Genomic DNA, 13658 nt, shown 5'->3' with positions numbered 1-13658 from the left:
GAAAGGGAATGTCGTGCGGGCTCACCATGCGGCGGCCCTACCGACTGGGCGGCCCCGTACCTACGTACGGGCCGCCCAGTCGGTCTCATGGGGACTAGATGCCCGAGTCGCCGATCAGGAGGCTCGCCCGCCGGATGGCGTCGGGGCTGAGCGCACCGTCGTACACCCGGACCTCGTCCACGGCTCCGGAGAGATACTGGCCCGCCTTGATCGAGCGGCCCACCTGGAGGCCGCCGGTGGAAGCCCAGGTGCCCGGGCTCTGGAGCGCCACGACCACTGCGTCCCCTGCGTCCCCGTAAAGCCGGATCTCACGGACCACGGCGTCGTAGACGACCGCGAGGTGGTTGCCGCCACCGTCCGCCACGGGCAGCGTGTTGACGTCGACGACCTCGGTCGTCTTGGCGGTCGCGCTGTCGCTGTCCGCCAGGACGACCTTCCAGCGCTTGGCCGCACCGTCATAGCGGACCGCGAGCCGGTCGGTGTTCTGTCCGGGGAGGGACAGAACGGTCTGGGACGTGGTCGAGTCGACGTTCGACAGCTGGACACGTGCGGCCACGGTGAAGCTCTTGTCACCGCCCACGACCGGGGTCGCGGTGGCCGCCCAGTCGCCGGTGCCGTCGAGCATCAGGAATCCGCGATCAGCCAGAACGGGGTCCACGCTCGTGGTTCCCACGAAGACCTTCGCGTCCCCGCTCAGCGCGAGCGGGCCGCCCTTTCCGTCCACCGTGCTCACGGCACCGCCGACCGGTGCGGCCTCGAACTGCCAGTAGGCCTTGCGGACCGGGCTGACCGTCTGGAACTCGGCGATCTCGGCCGTGGTCACGGGGCGGTTGTAGACACGGACCTCGGACATGTCGCCGTTGAACATCGCCTTGTACTCACCCTTGCGGAGCGCCCGCCCGATCTGGAACGCGCCCGTCGCCGCCCAGGAGGTGGTACGTGCGGCCGTGGCCGTGCCGGTGGGCGTGGCCGGGTCGCCGTCGTCGACGTAGAGGCGCAGCTGCGGACCGCCGGTGGCCTTCGCGTCGAACACGCCGGTCAGGTGGACCCACTTGCCGACCGCGTCGGCACCCGCGGGCACTTGAGCGGCGAAGCTGGTGGTCTTCTCGCCGTCCGCGTCGGGGGTGGCGAAGCTCCAGGACTTCATGGCGGCGTCATAGCCGAGTTCGAAGCCGGCCTCGTCCGTTCCGTCCTGGCTGACGACGGTCATGTCCTTGGTCAGGTCCGATGGCTTCACCCATGCGCTGACGGACAGGCTGGACCGCGTATCGACGGTCGCCTTGCCGGCAGTGCCGACCGTCTCGTCGGGGGTGGAGATGTATGCCTGATCCGTCCCGTCGAATCGTGCGACCGGGTCTACGATGCCACCGCGCCCCTCCTTGCCGAAGGTGACGCCGGCGCGGGCCACCATGGCCGAGCCGATCCCGCTGACCTCCTTGGTGTCGGCCGGGTCGGAGAGGTCCCACTGGGCGACCCGTCCGGTCGCGACCAGGAAGGTGTAGTTCGCCTGAGCACTGGTGTGTCCGGCACCGTCGAACGCCTCGACCGAGAGGTAATGGCGTCCCGACCGGGTGGGGGTCCACTTGGTCGTCGCCGTCTTGCCTCCGCTCGTGGGGACCGTCGGGTAGGTAACACCTTCGATGGCGTACCGGTAGCCGATCACATCGTTGTTCGCCCCCGTGCTGTCCGCTGCCGTGAAGCTGAACGTGTCCTCGATGCCGATGCCGTCGTGCCAGATCTCGTCGACCGACTCCGTGTAATGGTCGGCCTTCACCGTCGGCTTCGAGGGAACGGAGGAGTCTCGCCGCACGACGCAGCGCCCCGCTCCGTTGGCCGAGCTCCACGGTCCCCAGGCCTCGCCGTCGTAGGCGCGGGCCTGCCACGTGATCGTCGTGTTCGTGGGGATGCCCGGCGTCCAGGTGCCGGCGAGCGGGATCATTCCATCGTCGCCGTACACGAAGGAGAGGTCCGCGACGTTGTTCGTGTGCTCGTTGTTCAGGTAGAAGGAGTGGTCACTCTCCCGCCACACACCGATGCTGTCCGTCTTGTCGGCGTTCCAGTCACCGATCACGGGCTGGTCGCCGGAGCTGCCGTAGCGCATCTCGTAGCTGTTGCCACCCGCGCTGTTGAAGTTGCGGATGTAGAACGTGGTGTTGGTCGGGTAATACATGCCGATGGTGTCGACACCGTCGCCGTTCCAGTCGCCCACGAGCGGGGTCATGCCGTTGGCGCCGTACACGAACGAGATGTCCGTGATGTTGTTGCTCGTCTCGTTGTTCAAGTAGAAGTAGTGGTTGCTCGGGCGCCAGACACCGATCGTGTCACGGCCGTCGCCGTTCCAGTCCCCCACGACCGGGACGTCACCGGCGCTTCCGTAGGCGATCGGGGGTACCCGCTTGGTGAACGAGTTGTCGTTCCACAGCTCGAACTCGCGCGACGTCGGGTCGTAGGTCCCCAGCGTGTCGATGCCATCGGCGTCCCAGTCACCGACGAGGATCTTCCGCCCCTTGGCGTCGAACGGGATGTCGGCCGTGTTCGGGCCCGCGTCCGGCGTGGTGCGCTGGTAGACCCTCGGCGTCGCCGTCGGGTAGTACATCCCGATGCCGGACTTCGCCGTCGGCGACGTCACCTGGTGGCTGAAGAGCGTGCCTTGATTGGGCGACTTGTAGCCGGTCTCGGCGAAGTAGCTCTGCTCGATGTCCTTGGTGTCCCGGTAGAACACCTGGTACTGCATCTTCACCGGGTCGCTGGAGGCGGCCGTGTGATCGGGGTCCCTGGCCTCGCCGCGCAGCATCGGCAGGCCGTCCACGAGAGGCGCCTTGGCCGGGTCGGTGACGCACTGGCCGCCGGGGTCCGAGGTCATGGACGCGTTCGCGACCTGCAGCGGCGGCGTGTTGTACGTGATGGACAGGTAGGCGTTGCCGCAGATGCGCTTCCAGCCGGCGTAGGCCGACTCGTCCTTGGCCTTCAGACCGAAGGACATGGTGTTCCAGCTACCCGCCGCGGCGGCCCTCGTGTCCGTCAGGAGGTCGCCGTTGCTGAAGTGCAGGTTGGCCTGGCTCTTGCAGCTGGTCGGCGTGATCGCCTTGTCCACCGTCAGGAGGTAGTTGGTCCAGCTGCCCGAGGTGTTGGACCAGTTGCCGGCCGAGGTGACCGCGTAGTCCTTGCCGCCGACCCGGTACAGGTCGATCGGCTCGGCCTTGTTGTCGTTCCAGTAGTTCTTCACGAGGCGCGCGGAGAACGTGCTGCTCAGGATCTGCTTGCCCTTGTAGAAGCTCATCGGGAAGCTGAACAGCGTGCGCCGGACACCGATGCCCGAGCACGAGGCCGGGGTCTGGTCGGAGGGGCAGCGACCCACGCCCGCGTCGTCCGCGAACTTCCAGTCCTGCTCGCCCGGCATGCCCGACATGACCGAGGTCCAGGCACTCACGTTCTGGGTGCGCGGCGTCGGGTCGATGACCACCGGGTAGGTGGTGCCCTGGCCCCGCAGCAGCTTCAGGTCGGGCTTGAGGGTGAGCTTGCCCTTCGCCACGTCGATGTCGACGGGAGCCTTGCGGCCGCCGTCGGCCGCGTCGAGTGCCGGCTTCGGGAGCTCCGCGTTCGACGTCACGGCCTTCGCGGTGCGCGCGGCGGCCGTACCGGCCGTACCAGCGGCGACGGACGAGTCCCACATGGAGGCGCCGCCCGACTCGAAGACGGTGCCGCCGACAGCGGAGTCGACGATCTTGAGTGCGCCGCCGGGCGTCTCCGTGACGGTCAGGCCCTTGGTCGAGAGGCCGAGCTCGAGCGAGTCCAGCCGCGGGTCGGCCGCGGCTTCGGCCGTCTTGACGACGAAGTAGTGCGAGAAGCCCTCGACGCCCGCGCGGACCGTCAGGTCGACGCCGGGAAGGACCTCCGCGTAGCGGGCGGTGCTGCCCTCGACCGTGGGCTTCGACAGCGCGCCGCCGGGCCAGGACAGGGCATACTCACGGCCGACCCGGCTCATCCGGGCGAACGGGCCCTGCCCGCCGTCGGAGAACTCCAGTTCCACGGTGGCCGCCTTGGGAGCCCACGTACCGTCGCTCCGCTTGACGAGCGTGTCGTCGACCGGCACCCAGTCGGAACCCTGTCGGGTCCGCACCGGCTCGGTGTACTCGCGGGCCGTGAAGGACCCGTCCTCGTTGGCGAACACGTCACGGCGCTCGGCCCGGAGGTTGGTCGCCTCGACGGGCTGGCCGCTCTCCTTGGCGGCGGCCTTCGCCAGTTCCTCGTTGGGCGCTTCGCCCGATTCCGCGGCAGTGGCTACCGCACTGCCGGGAAGCGCGGTGTTCGCGCTCTGGGCGGCGGCCGGTACGACGGCCGCACCCCCTGCCAGCATGGCCGTCAGTGTCGCGACGACGGCTCCGTGCGTCGTTTTGGAACGACGTCTAGCCCACCCCATTGGCCCCCCAGCCATTCAAATGAACGCAAAGATTGCGTAATCAGACCGAGAACGCTACCTCCGGGACACACATTCGACACAGGGGATTTAGTTTCCACATACACCGGAATCATCCGTTCCGGACATTCCGTCACGTGATTCATCTCACGATCCTCTCCGGCGTGGAACTTTGCTTCTTTCGCGGCCATCCGCACGGCACCCCGAAGCGCCACCTCATCGCGTGGCGATATTTTGCGCGGTCATGTCAAATTCCGAGGGCCGCCTCATTACCTGACGGACTTCGAAAAGAAATTCGGGCCGCTCGAATATGTCAAGTCGCCTAGGACACGATGTCCTTCCGCGCGAACCCCCGGAAGGCCAGGGCGAAGAGGATCACCGCGTATGTCACCGAGATCGCGGTGCCCTTCAGCATGCCCGACCATTCCAGTTGGGGCTGGAGGGCGTCCGCCCAGGCGAACTGCCAGTGGGCCGGGAGGAAGGCGCGCCAGTCGCCGAGGGCGGTGACGGCGTCGAGGACGTTGCCGATGATGGTGAGGCCGACGGCGCCGCCGACCGCGCCCAGGGGGGCGTCGGTGCGGGTGGAGAGCCAGAAGGCGAGGGCGGCCGTGACCAGTTGGGAGACGTACACGAAGGCCGTCGCCAGGGCCAGGCGGACGAGGGCGTCGCCGGCGGGGAGGGCGCCGCCGGTGGGGAGCTTCAGGGGGCCCCAGCCGTAGGCGACCGTGCCGGCGACCAGGGCCACCAACGGCAGCAGGACCATGGCCGCCGCGCTGAAGGCCAGGGCGACGGTGAGTTTCGACCAGAGGAGACGGGCCCGGGGAACGGGGGCCGCCAGGAGGTAGCGGAGGGACGACCAGCCCGCCTCCGACGCGACCGTGTCGCCGCAGAACAGGGCGACCGGGATGACGAGGAGGAAGCCGGCCGAGACGAACAGGCAGGTCGCGGCGAAGTTGGCGCCCGAGGCCGTCGCCGTGTCCATCAGGGTGATCCGGTTGTTCTCCGAGCCGTCCGGCCCGCCGCCGATCGCGAACGCCGCGATCAGGATGAACGGGAGGGCCGCCAGGATCAGCCCCATCACCAGCGTGCGGCGGCGCTTCAGCTGCCGCAGGGCCTCCACGCGCAGGGGCAGGGTGCGGCCGGGCGCGTAGCCGAGAGCGGCGGCGGTCATGCGGTCTCTCCGATCAGGGTCAGGAACGCGTCCTCCAGGCGCCGGTGCGGCCCCACGCCCGTCACCGGCACCTCCAGGCGCACGAGTTCGGCGATCAGCGCGGTGGCGGTCGTGGCGGCGTCGAGGCGGACCAGGAGGCCGGCGTCGGTGCGTACCGCGCCCAGCTTCTCCACCACCGCGTCCGGCACCGGGCCGCCCAGCGTCACCAGGAGCGTGTCGTCGGAGCCGGTGATCTCCCGCACCGGGCCCGCCTGCACCAGACCGCCCCGGTCCATCACCACGAGGTGGGTGCAGGACTGTTCGACCTCGGCGAGGAGGTGGCTGGAGACGATCACGGTCCGGCCGCCGGCCGCGTACCGGATCATCACCTCCCGCATCTCCCGGATCTGCGGCGGGTCGAGGCCGTTCGTCGGCTCGTCCAGGATCAGCAGGTCGGGCAGGCCCAGCATGGCCTGCGCGATCGCGAGGCGCTGCCGCATGCCCTGCGAGTAGGTGCGGACGGCGCGTTCGAGGGCGCCGCCCAGGTTGGCGATGCGCAGCGCCTCGTCCAGGTGCGCGTCCTCGGCGGGACGGCCGGTGGCCTGCCAGTACAGCTCCAGGTTCTCGCGTCCCGACAGGTGCGGCAGGAAGCCCGCGCCCTCCACGAACGCGCCGACCCGCGAGAGCACCGGCGCGCCCGGCCGGATCGCCTGGCCGAAGACCCGGATCTCGCCCTCGTCGGGCGTGATCAGGCCCATCAGCATGCGCAGGGTCGTCGTCTTGCCCGCGCCGTTGGGGCCCAGCAGGCCCAGGACCTGGCCCTGTTCCACCCTGAAGGACAGGTCGCGGACGCTGTACCGGTCGCCGCCCTTGTACTTCTTGGAGAGGCCGGTGATCTGGAGCGGGACCTCGGCGAGCGCCGGGTCCGGGGCGGGCGGCACGACCTTGCGGCGGGCCGTCAGGAGCAGCGCCGCCGCGACCAGGACGCCCACCGGCGGCAGGCCCCACACCCACCACGGCAGACCCGCCGCCTGCGTCGTCACGCCCGGCGCCGTCGGCACCGTCAGGGCGCTCTCCACCCCGACCGTGTACGTGGCGGGGGTGGCGGGCGAGGCGTAGCCGAGGTCCGTCGCGGCGAGCACCAGGCGCAGCCGGTGGCCGGCCGCCACCTCGTGGTCGACGGCGGGCAGCGTCAGGTCGACGGTGCGCCCGCGCCCCGCGTCCGCCACCCGTACCGGGGTCACGAGCTGGGCGGGCAGCACCTGCTGCCGCCCGTCCGGCCCCACGTCGTACACCTTGACGAAGAGGACCGCCGAGCCGTCGGGTGCGGTCGACGTCACCCGTACCCTGACCGTCGGCGAGCCCGTGATCCGCACCGGGGCGGTCTGCGGCCGGGCGTCGAAGGCCGCGAACTGGCCCGGGAAGTCCAGGGACAGGCCCACGCCGAGCGAGGAGAGCTGCGAGAGCCCCCCGCCGAGGCCCGGGACCGCCGAGATCGCGGGCGGATTCGCGCCCGCCGGGTTGGCGAAGGACCGCGCCGGCCCCGAGAGCGCGACCGGGACCTGCCCCGCCGCGAGCCCCGGATACGTGTCGGCCGTCGCGCCGCGCAGGGTCGCGCGCCCGTCGGTGGAGTCGACGCCCCCGGTGCGGCTCACCCGGAACGCGGGGCCGGTCGCGGCCGACGTGTCCCGCTTGAGGTGGCGGTCGAACCAGGCCGAGATCCGCGCCTCGACGCGGTCCGTCTCCCGGTCGCCGCCGTCGTGGCCGCCCGCCGTCCAGTCCACCGCGACCGGCGCGCCGTTCGCGGCGATGGTCCGGGCCATGGCGTCGGACTGGGCGAGGGTGAACAGGGAGTCGGACTGGCCCTGGACGATCAGCGCGGGCACCTTGATGCGGGCGCCGACGGCGGACGGGCTGCGCGCCTCCAGGAGGGCGCGGGCCGCCGCGTCGGGCTTCCCGGCGACGGCGACGCGCTGGTACAGGGCGCACACCTCGGGGCTGAACCGCCCGCAGGCCACGTCCGGAGCCCCTGGCCCGCTCGCGTCCCCCTTCGCGTGCGCGCCCGCCTTCCCGTTCCCGGCCGCGCCCGCCTTCCCGCTCTCGGCCGCATTCGGGCTCCCGTCCCCGTTCGCGCTCCCGTTCCCGGTCGCGTTCGGGCTCCCGTTCGCGCTCCCGTTCGCAGGAGCGCCTGCCGGACTCTCCCCCGCTCCGCCGGCGAAGAAGATGCCGGCCCACAGCTTCTTGAACACGCCGTTCGGGAAGAGGGCGTCCGCCAGGTTCCAGTACGTGATCTGCGGTGCGATCGCGTCCACGCGCGGGTCGTACCCGGCGGCCAGCAGCGAGATCGCCCCGCCGTAGGAGGCGCCGGTGACGCCGACGCGCGGGTCGCCCGCCTTGTCGAGCAGCACCTCGGGGCGGCCGGCCAGCCAGTCGACCAGCCCCCGCACGTCCTTGACCTCGCGCTCCGGGTCGTTCAGGCCGATCTGCCCGGTGGACCTGCCGAAGCCGCGCGCGGACCAGGTCAGCACCGCGTACCCGTCGCGGGCGAGCCCTTCGGCCTGCTCGCGGACGTCGTCCTTGGAGCCGCCGAAGCCGTGCCCGAGCAGGACGGCGGGGCGCCGGCCGGAACCGCCGCCGGTGAAGTACGAGGTGTCGATCCGTACCCCGTCGAGGTCGAGCATCCGGTCCGCGCGGTGCACGGGCGGCGGGTCGTCGGAGGCGACGGCGGTCCAGGTGCCGGCGCCGCCCACGAGCACGGCGAGGACGGTGGCGACCGCCGCCCACCTCGGCAGACCGGGTCGAGGGAGGCCCCTCCGGGGAAGTCGCAGCTGCATGGTGTCGAGCCTAGGCGGCCGGACGACTCCGGCTCGGCTGCCCCGGGGCGGAACTCGGCCGCCTCCTCAGGTCGTACACGGTGCCGTCCTCGTACACCAACCGCGGTATGCGGGGGCGCCCGCGCCGGCGCGGGCGCCCCCTACACGACGACGCGCGCGAGCAGCCCGTCCTCCGTCGGGTACGGCGTGGCCTCGGGCAGCAGGCGTTCCGCCTGTTCCAGGTGGCCTTCCCGGACCAGCGCGTGGATCTCGTGGGCGAGCGGGGTGACGTCGCGGATGCCGACCGTCCACTCGTCGGCGTACCGGCGGGATGCCTCCCCGGCGAGGCCGAGCTGGAGGGAGCGGTACGGGAGGGGCGCCAGCCGCAGGTCGCGTTCGGGGTCCCACTGGACGCGGGCCGGAGAGCTCTTCAGCTCGCGCCGCCAGGTGTCGTGGTCGGGGTGGAGCTCGCGCTCGTAGTGCGAGAGGCAGGCGTGGCGCAGGGCCCAGTCGAAGCCCTCGCGGGTGATCTCGACGGCGAGGACGGTCTCCTGGCTGTCCTTCAGGCCCCAGCCGCAGCGGTACATCATCCACAGGAACGAGGGCTTGATCCAGGTCATCCGCTCGCGCTTCCAGGCGGCGGGGAAGCGCCCGTCACGGGCGGCCGGCAGGCCGAGGGACGGGCGGTAGGCCTGGTAGACGGTCACCGTGGTGGCGGTGTGGAGGGCGCGGATCTGGTGCTTCGGCGGAAGCGGGGGAGGAACGGACATGGCCCCAGGATGCGTGGGAACGCACCCTGGGGCCAATGGTTTCCGCGTACGTCAGTGGTTGCGCGGGAAGCCCAGGTCGACGCCGGACGGGCCCTCGGACGGGTCCGGCCAGCGGGTCGTGACGACCTTGCCGCGGGTGTAGAAGTGGATGCCGTCGTTGCCGTAGATGTGGTGGTCGCCGAAGAGCGAGTCCTTCCAGCCACCGAAGGAGTGGTAGCCCACCGGCACCGGGATCGGCACGTTCACGCCGACCATGCCGGCCTCGACCTCCAGCTGGAAGCGGCGGGCGGCGCCGCCGTCGCGGGTGAAGATCGCGGTGCCGTTGCCGAACGGCGAGGCGTTGATGAGGGCCAGGCCCTCCTCGTACGTGTCGGCGCGCAGCACGCACAGGACCGGGCCGAAGATCTCGTCCTGGTACGCCTTGGCCGTGGTCGGCACGTGGTCCAGGAGGGACAGGCCGATCCAGTGGCCGTCCTCGAAGCCCTCGACGGTGTAGCCGGTGCCGTCGAGGACGACCTCGCAGCCCTCGGCCGCCGCGCCGTGCACGTAGGAGGCGACCTTGTCGCGGTGGACGGCCGTGATGAGCGGGCCCATCTCGGAGGCCGGGTCGTTGCCGGGGCCGATCTTGATCTTCTCGGCGCGCTCGCGGATCTTCTCCACGAGCTCGTCGCCGACCGCGCCGACCGCGACGACCGCGGAGATCGCCATGCAGCGCTCGCCGGCGGAGCCGTACGCCGCCGAGACCGCCGCGTCGGCCGCCGCGTCGAGGTCGGCGTCGGGCAGCACCAGCATGTGGTTCTTGGCGCCGCCGAGCGCCTGGACGCGCTTGCCGTTGGCGGCGGCGGTGGTGTGGATGTGGCGGGCGATCGGGGTCGAGCCGACGAAGGAGATCGCGGCGACGTCCGGGTGCTCCAGGAGACGGTCCACGGCGACCTTGTCACCGTGCAGGACGTTGAAGACGCCGTCCGGCAGGCCGGCCTCGGCGAGCAGCTCGGCGATCTTCATGGCCGCCGACGGGTCCTTCTCGCTCGGCTTGAGCACGAAGGTGTTGCCGCAGGCGATGGCGAGCGGGAACATCCACATCGGCACCATGGCCGGGAAGTTGAACGGGGTGATGCCGGCCACGACGCCGACGGCCTGGCGGATCGAGGCGACGTCCACGCGGCTGGAGACCTGGGTGGACAGCTCGCCCTTGAGCTGGGTGGTGATGCCGCAGGCCAGGTCGACGATCTCCAGGCCGCGGGCGACCTCGCCGAGCGCGTCGGAGTGCACCTTGCCGTGCTCGGCGACGATCCGCTCGGCGATCGCGTCGCGGTTGGCGTCGAGCAGGGCGCGGAAGCGGAAGAGGATCGTGGTGCGCTGCGCGAGCGAGGAGGTGCCCCAGGTCGCGAAGGCGTCCTTCGCGGCGGCGACGGCCGCGTCGACCTCCTCCACCGAGGCGAGGGCGACCTGGGTGGTCACGGCGCCGGTGGCCGGGTCGGTGACCGGGCCCCAGTTGCCCGACGTGCCCTCGACGCTCTTGCCACCGATCCAGTGGTTGACGGTCTTCGTCATGACGGAATGCTCCTTCTGGCTGCTACAGGTGGCGGCGTCGGGCGGTGACGTGCCGGTCGTACTCCTCGCGGGCCCAGGCCGCCGACGGGCGGGTCGACGTCTCGGCCACGGGCACATCCCACCACGCCTGGGCGGGGGGCGGGCCCGACACACTGTCTGCCGTTTCGGTCTCGACGTAGACACATGTGGGAACCGTCGCCTCCCGTGCGTCCGCGAGGGCTTCTCGCAGGTCACGCATGGTGTGGGGGCGCAGGACCCGCATGCCGAGGGAGGCGGCGTTGGCCGCCAGGTCGATCGGGAGGGGCGGCCCGGTGAAGCGCCCGTCGGGGGCCCGCAGCCGGTAGTCGGTGCCGAAGCGCTCGGCTCCGACGGCCTCCGACAGGCCGCCGATCGAGGCGTAGCCGTGGTTCTGCAGGACGACCACCTTGATGGGCAGTCCTTCCTGGACGGCGGTGACGATCTCGGTGGGATTCATCAGGTACGTACCGTCTCCGACGAGCGCCCAGACGGGCCGGCCGGGCGCGGCGAGGGCGACGCCGAGGGCGGCGGGGATCTCGTAGCCCATGCACGAGTAGCCGTATTCGACGTGGTACTGGTCGGCCGAGCGGGCCCGCCACAGCTTGTGGAGGTCGCCGGGGAGCGAGCCGGCGGCGTTGATCAGGATGTCGTCCCCGGTGACCAAGGTGTCGAGTGCGCCGAGGACCTGCGCCTGGGTGGGGCGGGCGTCCTCGCTGTCCGGGGTGTACGCGGCGTCGGTGCGGGCCTGCCAGGCGCGCTTGGACTCCGCCCAGGGGGCGGGGTCGCGGCGGGGGCGGACGGCGAGGGCCTCGGTGAGGGCGGTGAGGCCCTCGCGGGCGTCGGCGACGAGCGGCAGGGCGGCCTGCTTGTGGGCGTCGAAGCCGGTGATGTTGAGGTTGAGGAAGCGGGCCTCGGGGTGGAAGAGGGTGCCGGAGGCGGTGGTGAAGTCGGTGTGGCGGGTGCCGACGCCGATGATCAGGTCGCTGGCCCGGGCCAGCTCGTTGGCGGTGGCGGTGCCGGTGTGGCCGATGCCGCCGACCTCGCAGGGGTGGCTGTACGGCAGGACGCCCTTGCCCGCCTGGGTGGTGGCGACGGGCAGCCCGGCCCGTTCGGCGAGGGTGCGCAGGGCGTCCTCGGCGCCGCTGTACTTCACCCCGCCGCCCGCGACGATCAGCGGCCGCTCGGCGTCGGCGACCGCCCGGACGGCGGCGTCGAGCTCGTCCCGGTCGGGGCGTGGGCGGCGCACGGTCCAGGTCCGTTCGGCGAGGAACTCCTCCGGCCAGTCGTACGCCTCGGCCTGTACGTCCTGGGGCAGGGCGAGGGTGACGGCGCCGGTCTCGGCGGGGTCGGTGAGGACCCGTACGGCGGCGAGGGCGGCCGGGATCAGCGCCTCGGGGCGGGTGATCCGGTCGAAGTACCTCGACACCGGGCGCAGGCAGTCGTTGACGGACACCTCGCCCGCGTAGGGGACTTCGAGCTGCTGGAGGACGGGGTCGGCGGGGCGGGTGGCGAAGGTGTCGCCCGGGAGCAGGAGCACGGGCAGCCGGTTGACCGTGGCGAGGGCGGCGCCGGTGACGAGGTTGGTGGCGCCGGGGCCGATGGAGGTGGTGACCGCGTGCGCCTGGAGCCGGCGGGACTGACGGGCGTAGCCGACGGCGGCGTGCACCATGGCCTGCTCGTTGCGGCCCTGGTGGAACGGCATGAGCCCGGGGTACTCGACGAGCGCCTGCCCGACGCCGGCGACGTTGCCGTGGCCGAAGATGCCCCAGGTGGCGGTGATCAGGCGCCGGCGCACGCCGTCGCGCGCGGTGTGCTGGGCGGCGAGGAAGCGCACCAGGGCCTGGGCGACGGTGAGCCGGACGCTCATGCGTATCCCTCCGTGTGGTCGGGGTGGAAGCAGATCTTCCATTCCCGTTCGGGGCCGGGTCCCGCCATGACGTTCAGGTAGTAGAGCGGATGGCCGGGCTGGGCGATGGACGGGCCGTGCCATCCGTCGGGTACGAGGACGGCGTCACCGCCGCGGACCTCGGCGAGGAGAGCGGCGCCGCCGGGCCGGGAGGGGCTGATCCGCTGGTAGCCGTAGGCCCGGCCGGGGGCGCCGGAGGCTCGGCCGGGAGTGCCGGGAGTCCGGCCGGGAGTCCGGCCTGAGGGCTCCGCCGCCGTGTGGACCTCGCCCACATCGTCCGCCCCGTCGGCCTCGTCCGCCTCGTCGACCTCGTAGTAGTAGATCTCCTCCAGGACGGACTCCTCCCCCGGGCGGTGCTCGTCGTGCTTGTGGGGCGGGTAGGAGGACCAGTTGCCGCCGGGGGTGATCACCTCGACGGCGATCAGCCGGTCGCAGTCGAAGGCGTCCGCGGCGGCGAAGTTGCGCACCTCGCGGCTGCGGTTGCCGCTGCCGCGGGTCTCGACGGGAACCTCCGGCGCGGGGCCGTAGCGGGCGGGGAGTCGTCGCTCGCACCTCGCTCCTGCCAAAGCGAAGCGGCCTCCCGCACCGGAGGCGATCTGGACGTGGGCGTCCCTGGGCACATAGGCGAAGTCCGAGACCCCGTCGAACACACTGGCGCGGCCTACGAGTTCGAGGATTTCCCCGTCGACGCGCACCGTACCGCCACCGGACAGCGGAAGCACCACCCATTCGCTTTTCCCTGTCTCGAACCGGTGGGTCCCGCCGGGCGGGAGGTCGAGGACGCGGAGCGCGCTGTGGGTCCAGCCGGCCCGCGCGGGGTCGATGTCGACGGCGTACGGGCCGCGGGCGGCGGTGCCCGCGGGCAGGTGGAGGGAGCGCGGGCCGGGCGTGGTTTCCATGGTCAGCTCCCTACCCGTCGCGCGGGTCCGGGATCCCGGTCGGTGCGCCGTACGGGCGGCGGGCCGGGCCGCCGTACGGGACGGTGGGCGCCGGAACGGCGGGTACCGGGCCCGCCCGGCCCGGCGGCGGA

Annotated in this window: 7 protein-coding genes; all 7 read right to left on the bottom strand. The window is 71.9% G+C overall.

Going from position 1 to position 13658, the window contains the following annotated elements; all coding sequences use genetic code 11:
• Positions 1–94: 94 nt before the first annotated feature.
• The 7 genes from AB0Q96_RS03755 to AB0Q96_RS03725 all read right to left on the bottom strand — a co-directional run bounded on the left by AB0Q96_RS03755 (position 95) and on the right by AB0Q96_RS03725 (position 13527).
• On the bottom strand, positions 95–4357 hold the full coding sequence (locus AB0Q96_RS03755) for a LamG-like jellyroll fold domain-containing protein (RefSeq protein ID WP_365321396.1): 4263 nt from the start codon (positions 4355–4357) through the stop codon (positions 95–97).
• A gap of 382 nt (positions 4358–4739) precedes the next feature.
• On the bottom strand, positions 4740–5588 hold the full coding sequence (locus AB0Q96_RS03750; protein WP_365321395.1) for an ABC transporter permease: 849 nt from the start codon (positions 5586–5588) through the stop codon (positions 4740–4742).
• Positions 5585–8401 carry an alpha/beta fold hydrolase gene (locus AB0Q96_RS03745; protein ID WP_365321394.1) on the bottom strand — a complete coding sequence of 939 codons (2817 nt, stop codon included), beginning with the start codon at positions 8399–8401 and terminating at the stop codon, positions 5585–5587. Before AB0Q96_RS03745 ends, AB0Q96_RS03750 begins: the two co-directional genes overlap by 4 nt.
• A 140-nt stretch (positions 8402–8541) precedes the next feature.
• Positions 8542–9150, bottom strand: coding sequence for a DUF4291 domain-containing protein (locus AB0Q96_RS03740; RefSeq protein ID WP_365321393.1), 609 nt, complete (start codon positions 9148–9150; stop codon positions 8542–8544).
• 51 nt (positions 9151–9201) lie between these two features.
• Positions 9202–10704 carry a CoA-acylating methylmalonate-semialdehyde dehydrogenase gene (gene mmsA, locus AB0Q96_RS03735; protein ID WP_365321392.1) on the bottom strand — a complete coding sequence of 501 codons (1503 nt, stop codon included), beginning with the start codon at positions 10702–10704 and terminating at the stop codon, positions 9202–9204.
• A gap of 22 nt (positions 10705–10726) precedes the next feature.
• Positions 10727–12589 (bottom strand): 3D-(3,5/4)-trihydroxycyclohexane-1,2-dione acylhydrolase (decyclizing), encoded by a 1863-nt coding sequence (iolD, locus tag AB0Q96_RS03730; RefSeq protein WP_365321391.1) that lies wholly within the window; start codon positions 12587–12589, stop codon positions 10727–10729.
• Positions 12586–13527, bottom strand: a complete 942-nt coding sequence (locus tag AB0Q96_RS03725) for a 5-deoxy-glucuronate isomerase (protein ID WP_365321390.1) — start codon at positions 13525–13527, stop codon at positions 12586–12588. The genes iolD and AB0Q96_RS03725 overlap by 4 nt, the downstream gene beginning before the upstream one ends.
• Positions 13528–13658 lie beyond the last annotated feature (131 nt).

Source organism: Streptomyces sp. NPDC093111 (assembly GCF_040683955.1).
GTDB lineage: Bacteria > Actinomycetota > Actinomycetes > Streptomycetales > Streptomycetaceae > Streptomyces.
This window is presented reverse-complemented; position numbering and strand designations above follow the sequence as displayed.